This is a genomic window from Sphingomonas sp. BRN-1R (genome assembly GCF_057748035.1).
Genome location: NZ_CM173236.1, coordinates 3956780 through 3974920, shown reverse-complemented (window position 1 = coordinate 3974920; position 18141 = coordinate 3956780). Strand labels below are relative to the sequence as shown.

Below are 18141 nucleotides of genomic sequence, written 5' to 3'. Positions count from 1 at the left end.
CTCTTATGGGGCCAAGGTTCATGGGTTCGGACTCGATCGACATTTCCGCCTCGGGCTTGCGCGCGCAATCGGCTCGCATGAAGGTGATCGCCGAGAATCTCGCCAATGCGGATTCGGTGGCGTCGACGGCGGGCGGCACGCCCTACCAGCGCAAGATCGCCACCTTCCGCGCGGTGCTCGACGGCAAGCAGAAGGGCGGCGAGGTCGAAGTGAGCGGCGTGACCCGCGACAAGACCGCGTTCGGCCGCACCTATCAGCCGGGCAACCCCGCCGCCGATGCGACCGGCTATGTCCAGACACCCAACGTCGATCCGCTGCTCGAAACCGCCGACATGAAGGCGGCGCAGCGCTCGTACGAAGCCAATCTCAACGCGATCGAGGCCGCGCGCGGCCTGACGATGCGCACGCTCGATCTCCTCAAGTAAGGACACTCCATCATGTCGATTGGCGCGCTTGACGCAGGCATGGCCTATGGCCGTGCGATCTCCGGTAGCAAGGGCGGCGCGCTGCTGCCCTCGGCCTCGCCGCTCACCGAAAGCGGCGGCAGCGAAAGCGCGGCCCCGAGCTTCGGCGCGATGGTCGGTCAGATGGTCGGCACCGCCACCACCAGCCTGCACTCGGCCGAAAAGGCGAGCGCGGCGCAGGTCGCGGGCAAGGGCAACCTCATCGACGTCGTCACCGCGATCGGCGCGGCCGAGACCGCGCTCGATACCGTCGTCGCGGTGCGCGACCGGGTGGTGAGCGCATACGGCGAAATCATGCGGATGCAGATCTGATGCACGGGCTCGACCCGGCGGATGCGATGGCGATCGCGCGCGCCGCGCTGCTGCTGGTGCTGACCATCGCCGGGCCGATGCTGCTCGCGTCGCTGATCCTCGGCGTCGTCATCGGCCTGTTCCAGGCGCTGACGCAGGTGCAGGAGGCGACGCTGACCTTCGTGCCCAAGCTGCTCGGCATCGGGCTCGTCATGCTGATGTGCCTGCCGATGATCGGCCGTGCGATGAACGGCTTCATGGCCGAAATCAGCCAGCGCATCATAGCCGGCTGACGTGGCGGGTCTCGCGCTCATCAACCAGTTGCCGGGGTTCGCCACCGCGTTCCTGCTGCTGTTCGCGCGGGTGGGGGCGATGCTGATGGTACTGCCGGTCTTCTCGGAAGAGGCGGTGCCCGGCAAGGTCCGGCTGCTGATCTCGCTCGGCATGACCCTCGGGCTGTACGGGCTGCTCAGCACCAAGCTCCCGGTCGCGCCCGACAATCAGGCGGCGTACGCGGCGATGGTGCTGGTCGAGCTGATGATCGGCCTCGCGCTCGGCACGCTCGTTAAGATCATGTTCACCGCCGTGTCGATGGCGGGCGGGCTCATCAGCCTCCAGATCGGCCTCACCTCCGCTTTGGTGAGCGATCCCGCGATGGGCGGTCAGGTGACGGTCCTGTCCAAGCTGATGAGCGTGGGCGCGGCGATCGTGTGCATGGGGATGGGGGTGCATCACGTCTGGATCGGCGCGCTGGTGCACAGCTACACGATGTTTCCGGTCGGCGTGCTGCCCTCCTCCGCCGATTTCGCGCAACTGGTGGTGGCCACCGTGTCCCGCGCGACCGAACTCGGGCTTGGCCTTGCAGCACCGCTGATCGTGTACGGCATCGTCTTCAACGTCGCGCTCGGTCTCGCCGCGCGCCTGGCGCCGCAGATCCAGGTGTTCTTCATCGCGCAGCCTTTGAACCTGCTGCTGGGAATGGGGATCACCGCGCTGCTGATGGCGGCGATGCTCGGCGGCTTCGCGCAGGCGATGTCCGCGTGGACGCGCTCGGTGTGGGGCTAGGGCATGTCCTCGCACCCGGCAGCCGTCATGATCGCCCTACGGGCGCCCCCTTCGGGGCGGGCCGCTTTTGCCGCCATGCTGCGTCGCGCGTCGGTCACGATGCGCAAGACATCGCTCCCTCCTTGCTCCTTGCCTGACGCCATAATCGGCTCCGTCACGACGGCTACCGGGTACGAGGGCACGCCCTGATGTCCGACGACAAGACACACTTACCAACAGACAAGAAGCTCGACGATGCCCGCAAGAAGGGTGATGTCGTCACCGCCGCCGAGGCGCGCCATGCGGTGATGTTCGTCGGCGCGCTTGCGGTGCTGCTGATGCTGGGGACGTGGACCGTATCGCGGCTCGGCGTGCTGCTGTCGGGCCTGTGGGGGCATAGCGAGGATATCGCGATCACGCCCGCCAGCGCGCAGCACCTTGCGTCGGCACTGATGGCGCAGGCGGCGATGACCGTGCTGCCGATGCTGGCGGTGCTGTTCGCCTTCGCGCTGCTGACGATGTTCTCGAGCGGTCGCCCACGCCTCGCCACCGACCGGCTCAAGATCAAATGGGACAAATTGTCGCCGATGGCCGGGGCCAAGCGCCTGTTCGGGATGCGCGCGCTGGTCGAATTCGCCAAGACCTTCGCCAAGCTGGTGCTGGTGATCGTCGTGGTCGGCTGGATGGTGTGGCCGCGCCTCGCCGGGCTCGACACGTTGGTCGGCGCGCCCGCTGCCGCGATCGGCGCGGCGGCGACCGGGCTGGTGCTGGCGATGGTCAAGGCCGCCGCGCTGCTTGTGGTGGTGATCGCGGCCGCGGATTACCTCTACCAGCGGCGCAGCTTCATGAAGCGGATGATGATGTCGCTTCAGGAGATCAAGGACGAGCACAAGCAGAGCGAGGGCGACCCCAAGATCAAGGGCAAGATCCGCCAGATCCAGATGCAACGATCAAGACAACGCATGATGGCCAAGGTGCCGGAGGCGAGCGTGATCGTGGTCAACCCGACGCACTATGCGGTCGCGCTGCAATACGACCACGGCGCGATGGCAGCACCGGTGGTGGTGGCGAAGGGCGTCGACGCGGTCGCGCTCAACATCCGCGAAGTTGCGACCAAGGCCGGCGTGCCAATCGTGGAGAGCCCGCCGCTGGCGCGCGCGCTGTACGCGACGGTGGAGATCGACCACCCGATCAAGCCGGAACATTATACGGCGGTGGCGGAGATCGTCAGCTTCGTGATGAAGCTGGGGAAGAAGGGGTAGCGGGCATCATCGATCCGATGTCGCGAAGGGGATGATGCGTCCGGCAAGATAGACCGACGCTGCCGGTGATACGATCACGCGCCCGCGTCCGCTCTGGTCGAGTTCCCAGCGATAGGTGCGCCCGTCGGCGGTGCGCAGCGTTCCGTCCGCCGAACATTGCGTCCAGTCGAGTTGCTTCAGCCATTCGCGCTGGGTGATTTCGCGCGCTTTTGCGAACCAGCGCAGGGCAGCAGTACGCGTCAGCCGGAAGCGCCGGCATTGCGCAGGCGTCTGCTGGCCGTAGGGGTCGGCATGCCATTGCCCGTCGTGCGAAACGGCGACGGTGGCGACCCTGAACGACTGCGGCATAGATGCGGCGGGCGACGCCATGACCACAGCCAACGCGGTCGCCGCCAGCTTGCTTACCACCGCGCATACAGAGGGTGACGTGAGCATGGCGCAACCTAGTCGCTGTTGAATGACCTCATTCTGCGATTTTGCCGAGACGATAGCAAACGGGATCAGCGAAAGTATCCGGTTCAAACCTCCCGGTCGAACTTCGCCAGTTCCACCTGCACGCGCAGCTCGATCTCCGCCACCAGCGCGTCGAGGTGCGGGTCGCCTGCCTCGTGCAACTCGCGCGACCAGTCCGCCAGCGTCTCCACCACCGCTTCACGCGGGGCGTCGACCATCGTCGCGGCATCGAGCGCGGCCAGCGCGTCGAGGCCGCGCGTCGCGCGTTGCACCACGCGGCGGCGGCGTTCCTCCGCCGGCGTCGCGGCGCTCATCGCGACGAGCATTTGCACCGATCCGATCGCCGGGTTGGCGAGTGCGTTGGGCTGGAGCGCGGTGTCGGGCGGGGGCGTGCGGTCGTTCAGCGACGCCATCGCGGGCGCGGGGCGGCCGACCGCCTGTACCAGCAACCTTGGCAATATCGCGTTCAAACCGTCGATCCGCACCGAAACCTCCCGTTCGCGCCCATGCTCTACCCAATCATCCTATAAGAAAGATGAAGGCGCTGCGTGCGCCGATCACGCGCGAAGGATGGCTGTGACGTATCTGCGTACACTTATGGGAGGTCTCGCCGCGGTGGCCGCGCTCGCCGCGTCGCCGGCTTTCGCGGGATCGCGCATCAAGGACATCGTCGATTTCGAGAATGTCCGCCCCAACCAGTTGATCGGCTACGGCCTCGTCGTTGGCCTCGCCGGCACGGGCGACAAGATGCGCAACTCGCCCTTCACCGAGGAATCGATGCAGGCGATGCTCGAACGCATGGGCGTCAACATCCGCCAAGCGCAGATGAAGACGCAGAACGTCGCCGCCGTCTCGATCACGGCGACGATGCCGGCGTTTTCGCGCAGCGGTTCGGCGCTCGACGTGACGGTGGCGGCGCTCGGCGACGCAACCAGCCTTCAGGGCGGCACGCTGATCGCGACGTCGCTGCGCGGGCTCGACGGCAATACCTATGCGGTCGCGCAGGGGCAGGTCGCGGTGTCGGGGTTCAAGGCGCAGGGCGCGGCGGCGAACATCAGCCGTGGCGTCTCGACCTCGGCGCGGATCGCCGGTGGCGCCATCATCGAGCGCGAGGTGCCGTATGAACTGCGCTCCGCCGCCACGCTGAAGCTCGCGCTGCGCAACCCCGATTTCACCACCGCCCAGCGCGTCGCGGATGTCATCAACAAGCAATTCCCGGGCACCGCGCAGATGCTCGATCCCGCGACCGTGCAGCTCACCCCCAAACCGGGCGCGCCCGGCGGGGTGGTCGATCTCGTCACGCAGGTCGAGAATCTGCCGGTCGATGTCGACCAGCCGGCGCGCGTCGTCGTCAACGAAGCGGCGGGCACGGTGGTGATGAACGCCGATGTGCGCGTCAGCCCGGTCGCGATCGCGCAAGGCGGGCTCACCATCAGCGTGGCGGAGAATGCGGTCGCCTCGCAGCCTGCGCCGCTGTCGGGCGGAACGACGCAGGTGCTGCCGCGCACGCAGATCAACGTCGACGATGGCAACGGCAAGTCGCTGGCGATGCTTGAAGGCGCGTCGCTCAAGTCGCTGGTCGGCGGATTGAACGCGCTCGGCGTGTCGCCGCGCGACCTCATCACCATCCTTCAGGCGCTCAAGACCGCAGGCGCGCTCCAGGCCGAAATCGAGGTGCAGTGATGGACCCAATCGCCCCCACGCCAGCGGCGCCCGTACCCACCGCGCAACAGCTCGCCGCCACAAAGAAGGCGAAGGACAGCGCGCAGGAGTTCGAATCGGTGTTCCTAGGCCAGATCACGCAGTTGATGCTCGAGAATGTCGAGACCGACGAACAGTTCGGCGGCGGCCACGGCGAGGAGATGTTCAAGGGCGTGCTCGCCGAGAAGCTCGGCAAGCAGATGGCCAAGGTCGGCGGGGTCGGCCTCGCCCCGCATGTGATGGATCAGATCATCAAACTCCAGCAAGGATCGCAGTCGTGAAGACAGCCACCGTCCCGGCCGTGCCGGTCATCACCGAAGCGCAGTTCGACGCGTTGATCGACACGATCGATTCGCTGACCGGCGTGATGGAGGAGGAGAGCGACAATCTCGCGCTGCACGGCCGCTGCCCCGGCATCGCCGAGCTTGCCGCCGCCAAGACGCGGCTGGTCGATATGCTGGAGGGCAGCACCGCGCATCTGTTCCGCCAGTCGCCCGGCTGGATCGAGCTGCTTGCGCAGACCGACCGCACGATGTTGATGGCACGGGTCGGCCACTTGCGCGATGCGGCGGCGGTGAATGCCGAGGTGCTCGGCCGCCAGATCGCGCTGACCAGCGAGATGATGGCCGCGGTCGGCGTGGAGATGCAGCGTCAGACCGGCCGCCGTTCCGAAGCGTACAGCGCGCTGGGCCATGTGTCGCTACGCGAGGCGAATGCGCCGCTGTCGATCAACTGCCGGCTGTAACGCAACCCTCGCCTTTGTCCGAAGCGACGTCGCGGGACGCGTCGTAGCGCAGGTGTCTCGACTACGCTCGACACGAACGGCTGTGGAGGGGACAAGTGCCCCGACCATCCGTTCGTCCCGAGCGTAGTCGAGGGACCGCCACTGTGAGCGCCCCTGCGATCCCCTCGCGACGATCAGCAGCCGTTGCGGCGGTTCTGCGCGGCGTCGTGCTTCTTGTCGAGGTGACGGCCGAGCAGCGCGCCGCCGACACCGCCCGCGACCGTGCCGAGCGTGCCGCCGCCCAGTGCATGGCCGGCGAGCGCGCCGCCAGCACCGCCCGCGATCGTGCCGGTGGTGCCGCTGCTGCGCTTGCAATCCTGACGATAGACGCGATCGTGGCGGCTGTGGTGACGGTCGGCCTGCGCCACGGTGGGCAGTGTGGCGACGGTGGCGAGCATGGCGAACCCGATGATCTTCTTCATGTGAAACTCCCGAAACACGGCCCGACGGCGGGCCGGACGGCTACACAACGCACGAGCGCCGATTTGTTCAGCCGTTTCGTCGCATTCGCGTGTCGCTCAGCCCTCGACCGGTACGGTGTCGCTGTCCTCGAACACCTCCAGCGCGACGTTGACGAAGGTCTTCGCCTCCAGCTGGATGAGCGGGATCGGCACATGCTCGCTGTTGATCCGCTCGACGCGGTCGGGCCCGATCCGCACCAGAAAGCGGTCGCACCGGCTCAGCACCAGCATCGCGATCGCCTTGTTGTCGTCGAGCGCGATCGTCTCGACGATGCCCTCATAGGCGACGCTCGCGCCGTCATGTTCGAGCGTGGTGACGACATAGGCGATGATGAAGCTGTTGGAGGGGCGGGCGAGATCCACCCAGCGCTTGAGCCAGCCGAAGGTCGCCGCCTCGCGCATGTCGCGCACCCGGCGCCAGTTGCTCCCCCACCATGCAAGCATGCCGACGATCAGCGCGGGCGCGAGCAACGAGACGAACCAGCACAGGAACGCCGCGTCCGGCGGTGTGCCGCCCGCGTGCCCGCCGGTGAGGATGACGCGGTAGATGTTGGGATCGAACCCAAGCCGCACGCACCGCGCGGTGAGCGCGCAATAGCCCGATTGCAGCGCATAGACGGCGGACAGGATGATGTGCCCGGCCAGCGCGCCGAACACGATGACGATCAGCGAAAAGGTCGAGCCCGGCTTCTCGGGCGCCTGTGCGATCAGTTCGGATCGCTCGCCGGCGCGCAGGCCAGCCCACACGCCCAGTCCCGGTGCGAGCAGCAGCAGCGCCAGGAACAGGGTGTAGCTGAAACTCACTTGGTGCCGGGCGTATCCTCGCCGCGATCAGCCGAGGCGCTGCGGACGATATATTTGCCGTCCTCGAAGCTGGACGAGTCCTTCGCCGCCTGCCAACTGCCGAAGCGGGCATATACGCTATTGGCGGTCTTGATCGACTGGGTGGTGTTGACGCGCATGCGATCCTCCAACCCGCCGATTATAGGAGCGCCGCGCACTGCTTGCAATGCGCGGGGCGCTTAGCACTACTTTGGCAGGTTGACGGCACCGGCATTACTCGTCGTTGAGTGCTGTTTGTCGGTGTAGGCTGACGGACGTCACCATCAGGGTCCGGGGTCCGCTGGATCCGACACTCACCTCGCGCCATTCCACGAAGGCGCGCGGATAGCGCAGTTCGACATAGCCATTGCCGGCGAACCCGCTGTGCTCGCTATTCACGACGGCGCCTCGACCGATCGTGGCGGACTCGGCCTGCCACGTAGAGGTGCGGGGTTCACTGGCGCTTTCGCGGAGCAGGCGGACGGTCGTTCCTGCCGGAAGGGTGGTCGCCGAATGCACGACATCCATCTTGCCTTGATCAACCCAGCTATCTTGCGCGTCGAAATGCCCCCGGGAGGCCGATGTAACATGCAGCGTGTCCGGGTAGGTGAAAGTTCCGCCCCGTGTGGTGGCAAGTACGATCTCCGTGGGGGACCGAACGATGCTGATCGCCTGCGAATTGACCGTCGTCGGCGTAAACAGGATTCCTTCTACTCCTTCGCTCGATGCCCGGGAATTTGCCATCCAGTTGTGGACGAACAGGCCATATCCCTGGGCGTTACGGGCCACATCCGACATCGCACTGTTGATCATGCGGTTCGTCAGGCGCACATCCTTGATATAAGGCCCATGCGGCTTGAATCCCGTCTTTCCGTCGCGGTCGTAAAGCTCCTGCCCGTCCGGACCGAGCATATCGTAATAATCAAAAGCACTGTTGCCGTACAGCGCACCAAGCTGCGCCGATGTTGCGGTTGGTTGCTCGGCGCCGACCTCCATGAACATCCGGTAGTTGTCGCGCGCGTAGGGTAGGTACGTTGGGAAGGTCGCGAGGTACTGCGCGACGGTATCGAAGTGTCGTCGATAGGTGTCGAGGCCCAAAAATCCAGGTTGGTGCCAGCCGCAGCGCGGAGTCGCTGATTGGCTTCGATGTTCGCGTACAGCTCCATGTAAACGCAATTCATGCGGGTGTAGACGACATAGGGCGATGTCTTCACCGCCCCAGCGACCGCGCTCAGATAGGATACGATCTCGTCCGGGGAGAACATCTTGGTGTTCTCCTGTCCGCGAACCTCGTTGCCTATCTGGACGCCGATCACGACGTGCCGCGCTCCGGTCGCGGCGTCCCACCCGGCGATGTGCTGCATCACCTGACCGACGACGAACGTCTCGCGTGCGCGCAGCCGCCGATCGTTCAGGTCGAGCGTGAAGTCGCCGATGTCGCGACGGATCGTATAGTCGCTGGTCGTCTTGGTTGAACCATCAGCTGGCAGCGCGAGCACATAATCCGGCGTGCGCATCCGACGGCCTTGCAGGCGGCCGACGCCACCTACACTGTTGGCGCCGAACCAGAGCAGTTCGACCTTGAGGTGATATTTAGCGGCGAGTGTTAGATTTTCGTCGAGTATCGACCAGTCGAACACATCCTTTCTCGGTTCGATCTCCGACCACTGGATCGGCAGAGAAACCGTGTTGAAGCCGTCAGCCGCCGCGCGTGCGATGACAGCTTCGCGGGCGGCACGATCGAAACCCCAACCATAGCGCAGCTTATCGAGCCGGACTTGGATGTTCGTCGCGTAGAACGGCTTGCCGTCAACCCGCAGCATGTGTTTTTGCGAGTCCTTCAAACTGGTATCGACCCAGGAGATCACCCGCGCGTCGTGCGTCTGTGCGGATGCTGCCGACGCGATCGCGAGCGCGGCAGAATAGATAATGAACTGGTTGCGTCGTGACACGGGTAAATTCCCAAATGAACAGAAAGGCTCGTCAAAATCAGGCGGCGGCAGACTGGCTGAAGCATTTGTATCGGGAGGCCGCGTGCCTGCGATCGGTCATCGTCAATCCTCTTAGACCGCGTACGTACGAAACTTCACGTCCCGGAAACGCACTTCTCCCCGACCAGCGGCGTACAGCCCGGCCTTGAGCGCAAGGAACCCGCCGCGAACATTATGATGATACCCCGAGACTTCGACGCCGCGGACAAAGCGCTCCCAATGCACGCCATCGGTGGAGGTATGAAAACTCACCACATGGCGATCGTTGCGAAGCCGCATGTACATGCGGCGCCCGATCGGATTGGCAGACCGGCTGTGCTCGACCCCGTATTTGTGCAGCAGGAATGTGTCACTATCAACGGTGAGCCCACAGTACAGTTTGGCATCGTAGAAAAGCAGTAGTCCGCCCCTGGCATCCGGGTCGGTGTCGATCTCGCACTGGAATTCGTACGCGTGATCTCCAACTGCGAACAACAGCGGCGAGGACGATGACGGAAAGTCCCCACGTGCCTGCAAGTGCAGGACGCCGTTCTGCCGGACGAAACGCTTTTCTTCGTCCGGACCGGGATTGAAAAAGCTCCATTGCATGCCGTACTTGTTGCCCGAGAAGTCGTCCGACAGCGCCATGCCGTGCTGGACGGCGGTGCCGCCGCGAGGCTTTTGCACGGGTTGTGAGAGATCGCCGCCGCTAAACTCCAGCCAGCCATCCTCGGTCCAACGGATGGGAGCGAGCAACGTCTGGCGGCCAAGCGTGTAAAAGCCGTTCTCATAACCGTGAAGCACCGCCCACCAGTCTCCGGCCGGGCCCTCAACCAGTGTCGCATGGCCGCGCGACCACCACTTCTGGTCGCGGTCGGTCGTTCGCAACAAAGGATTGCGGGGGTGGTTTTCCCACGGCCCATGGATCGAGCGCGCGCGCGCTGCCACCACCATGTGGCCTGTCGGCGGCCCAGCCGTCCCGCCTTCCGCCAGAATCATGTAGAACCACACACCATGTTGCGTGATCTTCGGGCCTTCTGGCGAGAAGCCTTCAACGTCCCAGGTCTTGGGGAATTCCCAACCATCATAGACATGCTCTGGCTTGCCAATTCGCGTCAGGCCATCGGCGGAAAGTCGGACGCGATCGCCGTTGGACAGGAACAGCCAGCGCGAGCCGTCCTCTCCGACGATATGGCCGGGATCGATATGGTCGGGCAGGTCGAGGTCTGCGGGCTCCGACCACGGTCCCGTGATATCGTCCGCCCAGATCACCCAGTTCGTCGTCCTCGACCCCGGCGCGGATGTCTTTCGTGTCGGGATGTAGAGGAAGTAGCGGCCATCATGTTTGCACAGTTCCGGTGCCCATACCGAACCGATGTTGGTCTTGAGCGCGGTCGTCAGCGGCTGCCAGTTCACGAGATCGCGCGAGTGCCAGATGAGCAGACCGGGATACGCTTCGAACGACGAGAACGTCATGTAATAGTCTGAGCCATCCTTCAGGATCGACGGGTCGGGGTGGTCGCCGGGCATGATCGGATTGAGGAACCTGGTGCCGAGATCGGCTTTGCGTTGCCCTTCGATGCCGCGAGACCAATCTGGAGCACCGCCGGTGGCTTCGGCCGGTGTCGTGGCGGCGAATGCGTCGGCGCTGCTTAACGCGAGCGTGCCAAGAGTAACCGACTTCAGTGCGTCCCGCCGTGTCGTGGTCATGGTCTCTCCGGGTGCCTCTCGGGCGTCGTTGCGAGGCTTCAGAAGTCGAGCTTGACGTCCCAAGCATTGACGGTCGTCACCGGCGTGCCCAGCACATGATCAACCTTGATGTTGTGCATCGTGACATGCCGCACCGGCATCGCCTTCTCTGCCGTGATGCTGCAAAGGAACTTGCCCTGATCGACGCGCACGTTGGTGACGTGCAATCCCTCGATCGGCGTCAGGCGGCGCTCGTAGGTCGGCAGCAGGTCGCGCCACTGATACAGCACGTCAGTCTCCACGTTCAGCACGCCGCCGGCGAGCTGCGTCGCCCTCACGTTGCTCATGTGGATGTTGCGAACGAAGCCTCCGCGTCGCTCATTGGTTTTAATGTAGAGCAGGTTGTTCACCGGCGTCGCGACCGCGCCGCGCGCGAATTGGCATCGGTCGACGAACACGTTTTCGACCCCACCGGAAAGCTCGCTGCCGATTGCCATTAGTTGGTGACCGTTCTTCACCGTGCAATCGCGCACGACGATGTTGCGCGCGGGAGTAGCGAGCCGCCACCCGTCATACTCACGGCCGGATTTAACCGAGATCGCATCGTCGCCCTGATTGAACTGGCATTGCTCGATCAAGACGTTCTGGCTCATTTCGGGGTCGATGCCGTCGTTGTTATGGCCGCGCGCCATGATGTCGAGCCCACGCACGACGATGTCGCGGGAGAGGTAGAGGTGGACCGTCCAAAACGGGCTGTTGCGGATCGAAATGCCCTTGATCAGGACATTGCGGCACCGATTGATTTGGATGAAGTGTGGCCGCAAATTCACTGTGCCGGCGGTCATGTCGCGCTGTTCGACCGGACAGCCGGCACGCGACATCTTATAGAGCGCGATCAGCCCGTCCATGTGCGGTTTCGGCCTGGCGGACCAGATCTGCCAGACGCCCATGGTCGCCTCGATACGGCCGGCGCCGGTGATTGCGATGTTCTCGCAGCCATAAGCGTATATCAGCGGCGAGTAGTTCAGGCATTCGATGCCCTCCCAACTCGTGCGCACCGGCGGCAGGTAGTCGGCCGGTTGCGAGGAGAAGAGCAGGGTGGCGCCTTCCGCAAGATGCAGGTTTACGTTGCTGCGCAAGTGGATGGCGCCGGTTTTCCATGTTCCGGCGGGCACCAGCACCGTGCCGCCGCCCGCCGCATTTGCAGCAGCGATCGCGCGTGCGATTGCCGCTGTCGTTTCGGCCTGCCGCTCCGGCGAGGCGCCATGATCGACGATCGAAAAGATGGGTGCGGCAGCGAAAACGGGGACGCGGATCGGCGGCATCGCGAACGGGGCATCGACGTGAACGCTCTCCTGCTTCAGGCCGGCAGCGCGTGCGGGCACCGCGCGCAGCAGCAAGGGGAGTGCCGCGCCAGCCTGTACGAACTGCCGTCTATCAATCGTCATCTCGCTGTCCCTGTTCTGTCGATTTCGTGATGGCCGGAAACGCAGGATCGCCAGCTCATCCTTTAGGCTTCCGGGTCGGATAGATCGGGCTTGTACCTGCAGCAGGTGTTGTTTGCGTCGGTACGACGCCGCCCACCCTGGTCACGACGAGATCGTCGAAGAACGGCGTGCTCATCGTTCGGCCATTGAGGCCGGCGATCAGGCCGGCCATGCCGCTGGAATACAGGCTGTCATGCGCCGTCACCACCGGCTTGCCGTCGACAAACCCCGTGATGTCGGTGCCGGCGAAGCGCAGCTTCAGCGTGTGCCAGGTCTTGGCCGTGATGCCGGCCACCTCGGCGGTGGCGATCACCTTTTCGCCGCCTTCGCCGACATCTGTACTGGCGCGGATCAGCGCCTGCTGCTCGGCATCGCCGACCGCCGCCTTCTTGTCGATCTTGCCGCGCACCACCGTCAACGCAATGTGGCCCGACGGCGACAGACGCAGATAATAGCCGCGCGGAATGAAGCCGTATCCGGAACCGACGTTCGTCACCCGGCCCATGATCCCGGCTTCGTCTAGTGGGTTCAGATACACGTCCGCCTGCACGTCATAATCGCGCCACGCGCGATCGCCGATGATCGTGTAGGGTTGCCAGTCGGGTGCCCAGGAGATCGGGCGTACTGGTGCCGCCTGCCGGAGACATCCGCCCGCGCGACCGGGGCACGGTGTCAATTCGAAGGCACCGTAGATGTCGACGAAATAGCGCGGCAAATATCCCCAGCGCGCGGCCGCTCCATAGGAGTCGAACGTCTCGCGATACGGGAAGGGGAAGTCGCGCTGAGCCGGTACGGCATCGAAGCTGCCCTTCCGCTGGCCGCGCGTCGTGGTCAGCGAATAGACCGCGTTCGGTTGCAGGTCGATCACGACGGACCCGTCCTTCGGGGCGAGATCGGGCTGGTGCATGAACTGCTCCGCCTCGGTGCTCCGCCACACCGCGAGCGCTTTCTCGGAAAGATCGGAAATGTTCAGCCTGAAGCTTTGGGGTGCTGTAGCGCCCTTGGTTTCGATGATGACGCTGTAATCGCGGCCCGGCGACTTCAGGGTCACATAGCTGCCACCGCCCGCCAGCTTGCCGCTGCCATGGTCGAGATAGGTCCAGCCCGCCGCACTGAACTGCCCGTAATGCGCGAACGCCCAGAGCTTTTGATTCACTACGTACCGGCCGCTCCATGGCCAATTGGCGCGCAGGATCGCTTCTTTCTCACCGGAATACGGCTGCATCTCGTAGAGCCCGGCGATGCCGTACCACTGCACGATCTTGGTCGCGCCATGATCGATGTACGCGTCGTTGAAGGCTTTCACTGTCGTGATGAGCCCGTCGTACCCAGCCAGATACACATGACTTTCCGAGAACCAGTACGGCTTGTTCATCTGCGCAATGCTTTGCTGCACGGCGGGAGACGGCAGCGCATGCGCGCTGACGATATCGAGCGCGTTGCGCAACTCAGCGTCACTCCGCATGTCTTTCACGAAGTCGAAGCTCCACGCCGGCGGCCAGTTGTCGAAACCGTGCAGCTTGATCTTGCCAAAGTCATTGTCGTCGAGTGTCTTGCGGAGCGCTTTAGCAAAGCCGTAGCTCACGCCTTTCTCATTGCGAATGCCAAGCGCGTCCATGTCGAGCCCGTAAACGTCACGCAGACCTTTCAACCAAGTCACGTAATAATCGGCCGTATCCTGCGAAAAGAACGCGGCGTCGCCGTCGGTGCCGACACGGGCAAAATGCTGACCGGTGTCGCCGATCCAGCCAGGCGCGCTCCACGCGGTTCCGTCCAGCGTGAGGTGCGGGTTGCGCTTGCGCGCCTGCGTCATGACCCACCACGTCTGGCCACGCGAATAGTTTAAGTCGTCGCGCGTGTGCATGTGGCTCGGCATCGAGCCTTGCGTGGAATTCCCATCGCCGGGAATCTCGACGTACAATGCACTGACCGAGGCGCCGAACTTGGGTTTGAAGACAAGATCCATGATCTGGCTGCGTTGTGGATCAGGATAATCCTTCAGCAGCACGGAGGTGGCGCCGCCGCCATCGACGATGCCGATGCCGTCGAAACGCTTGCCACCGGCGCGCCCGTCGAGTGTCACACTCGAGATCGGCACTTGCACCGGAGAGGCGGCTTGAACCGGAGGGACGCCGCAAATCAGCATTGGCGCGATGCTTGAGGTGAGGAGACAGTTAAGCTTCGCTCGTATTGTTCTATCGGTCATATGCTCCCCTCAGCGACGATCTGATTGATCTCAAAAAGCGGCGTCGCGCGAGGTGCGCGCGACGCCATCAGGGGGGACCTTTAGATTTTGAGCCGCGCGCCAAAGAAGAACTCTGTCCCGAGTGCGTCGTAAATCGTCGGATAAACGCTGCCGCCGCCACCAACAGGGAATTTTTCGCTGAAAGCATTATTGACGCCGCCAAACACCTCGATGTTCTTGGTTGCATCCCAGTCGAACGAGAGATCGATGTAGTTTCGCGACGGGATGCGCGCATTGGTGATGGTGCTGAGCGCCGTTGGTGTGCCGCCTTGGCGCAGCGGAACGAGATAGCGGTCATTCAGCGACGGGCTGATATAGCGATGCTTCACACTGAGACTGAGCTTGTCCAGCGTCCAGGTGAGCCGTGTATTGCCGCGCACCGTCGCGTACAGGTTTGCACACGTCGAACCATAGGCTCCGGCGCAATCGTACTTGATGCTCGGTAACGCGGCAACCGGAACGATCGTGTAGTCGAGCAGCCAGGTGAAGTTGGAGTCGAGATTCAGCCGGCTTGAACTTGCCACGCCCGGGAAGCCGAAGCCGAGATCGTGTCCGTAATGTAGGCCGAAATCGATGCCGCGGGTGGTGACACCGCCTGTATTTGAACTCAGCGCCAGAACGCCATAGGTATCGCTGTTGGTGTCGCCGGTGAGCGGATTGCGCCGGATAGCCTGGCAGTAGGCGCTGCTCGCCTGCTGGATCGTGTAATAACACAAATTCATCACGTTTTGTGGGCTGCCACCGAGCGCACCGATCGCGCCGCTCAACGAAATGTCGTAATAGTCGGCGGTCAGTACCAGGCGTGGTACAAACCGAGGTGTGAAGATCACGCCGGCGGTGTAAGTGTCCGATTTTTCCGCGCTCAGGTTCGGATTGCCACCGCCCGTCACCGACGTGTTGCTAGAAACCTGTACGCCGGGCGTGAAGACGAGAGCCGCTGGCACGCCGGTCGCAATGCAGAGCTGCCGAACGATCTCCGTACGTGTAGAAGCAGCCGACCGACTCGAGCAGGGGTCGATCGTGCTCGCCGTGCCAGTCGACTGGCCGCCATATAGCTCGCCGACATTCGGCGCACGCACTGCGCGCTGATACTGGCCGCGGAAACTGATGTCGTGGCTGACCTGCCATTCGGCGCCGCCTAGATAGGTCCAGACAGTGCCGATGCCCTTGAGGTTGTAATCGGACATGCGGAAACCACCATTCAGCGTCAGCCGCTCGATGAACGGCGTGTCGTGGATCAGCGGTATGCGGACTTCGCCGAACACCTCCTTGGAGGACACCGTTCCTTGGGTCGGCAAACCAGGATCGAAGCCGGCAATGTCCCCTGATGCCAAACCGGCGTCAGGCGTGAACGCGGCGCTGAGCCGGCGGCCTTCCAGACCGAACGAGAAGCCAACGGGACCCGCCGGCAGCTTGGCGATGTTGCCGGAGATATTACCTTGCACCACCTCCTGCTTGGCAACGGTGCGGTTTGTCGCTCCGGCGATGATCGCCGCAACACAGGCATCGGAAATGTTCTGGCCGAAGACGTTGCACACGGGCGCTGCGCCGTTGACCGACAGGACGGCGCGTTGGAGCGCGCTTTTCGAAAAAGCATTCTGGAAGGCAAGCGTGTCTTCGGTGCGAGCGTAGCTGTAATAAAGCTCATATTTCAGGTCGGTCAGAACGCTGCGACCGTCATCGGGAAGACTCCCGCGCAATCCCCAGACGCCGCGAAACGCATTGCGGCTATCGGTGCCGGAGCGCGCGCCCACCTCAGTGAAGCGCTTGCTGAGCGTGAGCGCCACTAGGTTGTCGCCCGGGCTGGTGGTCAGCGAAAGGGGGCCCGATGTGACAGTCCGCGTTCCGGTCTCCGCGACATCAAGCTGGTGGAGAACATTTTGAAGCTGAGGCGAGAGATAGGGGTTTTTGGTGTTAAACAGGATCGCCCCGGAACTGCCATTGGCCGCCAGCCGAGCGTTGACCGCATTGTGACTGTAGTGGATTTCCGTGAACGCCGTGACATGGTCGGAAATATCGAAATGGGCGAAGCTGTTGATCATCCAGCGCTTTTGTGGCTGGTAGAAGTAGTTGTCGGGCGCGGTGTTGAAGTAGTCTGCCCCGCCGCTTGCAACATTACGAGCCGTGCGGCCATCATCGTTGAAAATAAAGCCGAGAGAATTGAGGCCACTGAGGCCAGCGGCAGCGTAAGCGCTGTTCAGGGCGGCGTTCGAGCCGCCATATGCGGGAAGGCCGCTGATGATGCCATTTGGCACAGTGGCGCTACCGTTGCTCACGAAGCCTTGCTGGCCTCCGGCCGAAGCACAGGTTTGGCCGGACGGTATCGTCAGCGCCGTGCCTGCGGAGTCTTTTCCGCCGCTCCCAGGAACAATGCAACCGTCTGTTAGATACCATCGGGCGAAGCTGCCGCGATCGCTACGCAGAATGCCTTCACGTGAAAGGTAGTTTCCGGAGACAGTGATGTTGCCGCGGCCGTCGGCGAAATTCTTGCCCGCTGTTACATCCACTGTGTAGGTATGCGCGTCCGACACGTTGTTCATGTTGATCTGCGGTCGAACCTCCAATCCCTCGAAGTTGTTGCGCAGGATGAAGTTGACCACGCCAGTGATTGCGTCGGAGCCATAGACTGCCGACGAGCCGCCAGTCACGATTTCCGTGCGCTCGACCAGGCTCGAGGGGATAGTGTTGAGATCGGTGGTGCCGCTCGAGTCGAAGATCGTGTAGCGACGACCGTTGACGAGAACGAGATTGCGACCTGCTCCGAAGCCACGGAGGTTCACGGAGGCGAAGCTGCCGCCGGGAATTTGGTTTCCGAACGCGCTGCCGGTGGTGCCGCTGACCACCTGAGGCAGCTGTTGCAGGTTGCGCTCGATGTTGACGGTGCCCGAAAGTTTCAAGTCCTGGGCGCTCACCACCGTCACCGGCGTGGAGGCGGCCGTCGCTGCGCGAGCAATACGCGAGCCGGTCACCACGATGTCGGCAGCCGCGCTGGGGGCCGGCGGCGTATCGAGCGATGCCGCAGGCGCTTGGACGGTTTGTTCAGAGCTGGGCGCGGATGCGCTCTCGTCGCGTTGCGGCGAGAAGCTGACAGGGCGCGCGCCGGCAGGCATGGCAGCCTCGTTGGCTGGCACGATGGTAAAAGTTTGCGGGCCGGTCTGACGCGGGACCAGTCCAGTTCCGATGAGCAGCGTTCGCAAAGCCGCATCAACGGTCAGATCCCCGCGTAATGCGTTGGTCGACTTACCACGCGTGACCTTCCGTGCAGCGAGGATCTGGATGTTCGCCTGACGGCCGAAGCTCTGAATGCCAATCTCGGCAGGCTGTGCTGGCAAGTTGAATGTTCTCACCTGTGCCGAAGCAGGGGCGGCTACCATTACGCAGAGGCAAGCGGCGGTGCCGAAAAGCGCGATTCTCTTGTTCATTTTTCCTCCCCAGGGCGGGTCTGACATCCGCCTAACTTCTTAAGAG

At 63.6% G+C, this 18141-nt stretch carries 19 protein-coding genes; 8 read left to right on the top strand and 11 right to left on the bottom strand.

The window, feature by feature from the left end:
* Positions 1-20: 20 nt before the first annotated feature.
* The 5 genes from flgC (at position 21) to flhB (ending at position 3061) form a co-directional block, all read left to right on the top strand.
* Complete coding sequence (flgC, locus tag AC3ANX_RS18480) at positions 21-425, top strand: flagellar basal body rod protein FlgC (protein ID WP_488334686.1); 405 nt, start codon at positions 21-23, stop codon at positions 423-425.
* Positions 426-437: 12 nt separating this feature from the next.
* A complete protein-coding gene (fliE, locus tag AC3ANX_RS18475) occupies positions 438-776 on the top strand; it encodes a flagellar hook-basal body complex protein FliE (RefSeq protein WP_488334685.1) in 339 nt (112 codons plus the stop codon).
* Positions 776-1048: a flagellar biosynthetic protein FliQ gene (locus AC3ANX_RS18470; protein WP_488334684.1), complete on the top strand. Its 273-nt coding sequence runs from the start codon at positions 776-778 to the stop codon at positions 1046-1048. The genes fliE and AC3ANX_RS18470 overlap by 1 nt, the downstream gene beginning before the upstream one ends.
* Before the next feature lies 1 nt (position 1049).
* On the top strand, positions 1050-1820 hold the full coding sequence (gene fliR, locus AC3ANX_RS18465; RefSeq protein WP_488334683.1) for a flagellar biosynthetic protein FliR: 771 nt from the start codon (positions 1050-1052) through the stop codon (positions 1818-1820).
* Positions 1821-2008: 188 nt separating this feature from the next.
* On the top strand, positions 2009-3061 hold the full coding sequence (flhB, locus tag AC3ANX_RS18460) for a flagellar biosynthesis protein FlhB (RefSeq protein ID WP_488334682.1): 1053 nt from the start codon (positions 2009-2011) through the stop codon (positions 3059-3061).
* A 6-nt stretch (positions 3062-3067) separates the two neighbouring features.
* Here flhB and AC3ANX_RS18455 read toward each other — a convergent pair whose 3' ends face one another.
* The gene (locus AC3ANX_RS18455) at positions 3068-3430 is read right to left on the bottom strand and encodes a hypothetical protein (RefSeq protein ID WP_488334681.1); all 363 of its coding nucleotides are present in this window, start codon (positions 3428-3430) and stop codon (positions 3068-3070) included.
* A 149-nt stretch (positions 3431-3579) separates the two neighbouring features.
* Positions 3580-3999 (bottom strand): flagellar assembly protein FliX, encoded by a 420-nt coding sequence (locus AC3ANX_RS18450; RefSeq protein ID WP_488334680.1) that lies wholly within the window; start codon positions 3997-3999, stop codon positions 3580-3582.
* A gap of 112 nt (positions 4000-4111) precedes the next feature.
* On the opposite strand from AC3ANX_RS18450, the gene AC3ANX_RS18445 reads away from it, so the two are divergent.
* From AC3ANX_RS18445 to AC3ANX_RS18435, 3 genes are read left to right on the top strand one after another with little or no spacing between them, the layout of a single operon-like run.
* Positions 4112-5197 carry a flagellar basal body P-ring protein FlgI gene (locus AC3ANX_RS18445; RefSeq protein WP_488334679.1) on the top strand — a complete coding sequence of 362 codons (1086 nt, stop codon included), beginning with the start codon at positions 4112-4114 and terminating at the stop codon, positions 5195-5197.
* Positions 5197-5496 carry a rod-binding protein gene (locus AC3ANX_RS18440; RefSeq protein WP_488334678.1) on the top strand — a complete coding sequence of 100 codons (300 nt, stop codon included), beginning with the start codon at positions 5197-5199 and terminating at the stop codon, positions 5494-5496. Before AC3ANX_RS18445 ends, AC3ANX_RS18440 begins: the two co-directional genes overlap by 1 nt.
* Positions 5493-5960: a flagellar protein FlgN gene (locus AC3ANX_RS18435; RefSeq protein WP_488334677.1), complete on the top strand. Its 468-nt coding sequence runs from the start codon at positions 5493-5495 to the stop codon at positions 5958-5960. The genes AC3ANX_RS18440 and AC3ANX_RS18435 overlap by 4 nt, the downstream gene beginning before the upstream one ends.
* Positions 5961-6133: 173 nt before the next feature.
* Here AC3ANX_RS18435 and AC3ANX_RS18430 read toward each other — a convergent pair whose 3' ends face one another.
* The 9 genes from AC3ANX_RS18430 to AC3ANX_RS18390 all read right to left on the bottom strand — a co-directional run bounded on the left by AC3ANX_RS18430 (position 6134) and on the right by AC3ANX_RS18390 (position 18095).
* Positions 6134-6421, bottom strand: a complete 288-nt coding sequence (locus tag AC3ANX_RS18430) for a glycine zipper 2TM domain-containing protein (protein ID WP_488334676.1) — start codon at positions 6419-6421, stop codon at positions 6134-6136.
* A 96-nt stretch (positions 6422-6517) separates the two neighbouring features.
* A complete protein-coding gene (locus tag AC3ANX_RS18425; RefSeq protein WP_488334675.1) occupies positions 6518-7264 on the bottom strand; it encodes a hypothetical protein in 747 nt (248 codons plus the stop codon).
* Complete coding sequence (locus AC3ANX_RS18420) at positions 7261-7422, bottom strand: hypothetical protein (protein ID WP_488334674.1); 162 nt, start codon at positions 7420-7422, stop codon at positions 7261-7263. The genes AC3ANX_RS18425 and AC3ANX_RS18420 overlap by 4 nt, the downstream gene beginning before the upstream one ends.
* A gap of 94 nt (positions 7423-7516) precedes the next feature.
* Complete coding sequence (locus AC3ANX_RS18415) at positions 7517-8095, bottom strand: carbohydrate-binding protein (protein WP_488334673.1); 579 nt, start codon at positions 8093-8095, stop codon at positions 7517-7519.
* Between the two features lie 8 nt (positions 8096-8103).
* Positions 8104-9234, bottom strand: a complete 1131-nt coding sequence (locus tag AC3ANX_RS18410) for a hypothetical protein (RefSeq protein WP_488334672.1) — start codon at positions 9232-9234, stop codon at positions 8104-8106.
* Positions 9235-9345: 111 nt separating this feature from the next.
* Positions 9346-10962 (bottom strand): family 43 glycosylhydrolase, encoded by a 1617-nt coding sequence (locus AC3ANX_RS18405; protein WP_488334671.1) that lies wholly within the window; start codon positions 10960-10962, stop codon positions 9346-9348.
* A 38-nt stretch (positions 10963-11000) separates the two neighbouring features.
* The gene (locus AC3ANX_RS18400) at positions 11001-12341 is read right to left on the bottom strand and encodes a glycoside hydrolase family 28 protein (RefSeq protein WP_488334670.1); all 1341 of its coding nucleotides are present in this window, start codon (positions 12339-12341) and stop codon (positions 11001-11003) included.
* A 103-nt stretch (positions 12342-12444) separates the two neighbouring features.
* Complete coding sequence (locus AC3ANX_RS18395; protein ID WP_488334669.1) at positions 12445-14574, bottom strand: galactocerebrosidase; 2130 nt, start codon at positions 14572-14574, stop codon at positions 12445-12447.
* 140 nt (positions 14575-14714) lie between these two features.
* Positions 14715-18095 (bottom strand): TonB-dependent receptor domain-containing protein, encoded by a 3381-nt coding sequence (locus AC3ANX_RS18390; RefSeq protein WP_488334668.1) that lies wholly within the window; start codon positions 18093-18095, stop codon positions 14715-14717.
* Positions 18096-18141 lie beyond the last annotated feature (46 nt).

Excerpts from the sequence above, each read along its gene's own strand:
- flgC (WP_488334686.1), top strand. The coding sequence starts at position 21 with ATGGGTTCGGACTCGATCGACATTTCCGCCTCGGGCTTGCGCGCGCAA.
- fliE (WP_488334685.1), top strand. The coding sequence starts at position 438 with ATGTCGATTGGCGCGCTTGACGCAGGCATGGCCTATGGCCGTGCGATC.
- AC3ANX_RS18470 (WP_488334684.1), top strand. The coding sequence starts at position 776 with ATGCACGGGCTCGACCCGGCGGATGCGATGGCGATCGCGCGCGCCGCG.
- flhB (WP_488334682.1), top strand. The coding sequence starts at position 2,009 with ATGTCCGACGACAAGACACACTTACCAACAGACAAGAAGCTCGACGAT.
- AC3ANX_RS18455 (WP_488334681.1), bottom strand. The coding sequence starts at position 3,430 with ATGGCGTCGCCCGCCGCATCTATGCCGCAGTCGTTCAGGGTCGCCACC.
- AC3ANX_RS18445 (WP_488334679.1), top strand. The coding sequence starts at position 4,112 with ATGGGAGGTCTCGCCGCGGTGGCCGCGCTCGCCGCGTCGCCGGCTTTC.
- AC3ANX_RS18440 (WP_488334678.1), top strand. The coding sequence starts at position 5,197 with ATGGACCCAATCGCCCCCACGCCAGCGGCGCCCGTACCCACCGCGCAA.
- AC3ANX_RS18430 (WP_488334676.1), bottom strand. The coding sequence starts at position 6,421 with ATGAAGAAGATCATCGGGTTCGCCATGCTCGCCACCGTCGCCACACTG.
- AC3ANX_RS18420 (WP_488334674.1), bottom strand. The coding sequence starts at position 7,422 with ATGCGCGTCAACACCACCCAGTCGATCAAGACCGCCAATAGCGTATAT.
- AC3ANX_RS18415 (WP_488334673.1), bottom strand. The coding sequence starts at position 8,095 with ATGATCAACAGTGCGATGTCGGATGTGGCCCGTAACGCCCAGGGATAT.
- AC3ANX_RS18405 (WP_488334671.1), bottom strand. The coding sequence starts at position 10,962 with ATGACCACGACACGGCGGGACGCACTGAAGTCGGTTACTCTTGGCACG.
- AC3ANX_RS18395 (WP_488334669.1), bottom strand. The coding sequence starts at position 14,574 with ATGCTGATTTGCGGCGTCCCTCCGGTTCAAGCCGCCTCTCCGGTGCAA.
- AC3ANX_RS18390 (WP_488334668.1), bottom strand. The coding sequence starts at position 18,095 with ATGAACAAGAGAATCGCGCTTTTCGGCACCGCCGCTTGCCTCTGCGTA.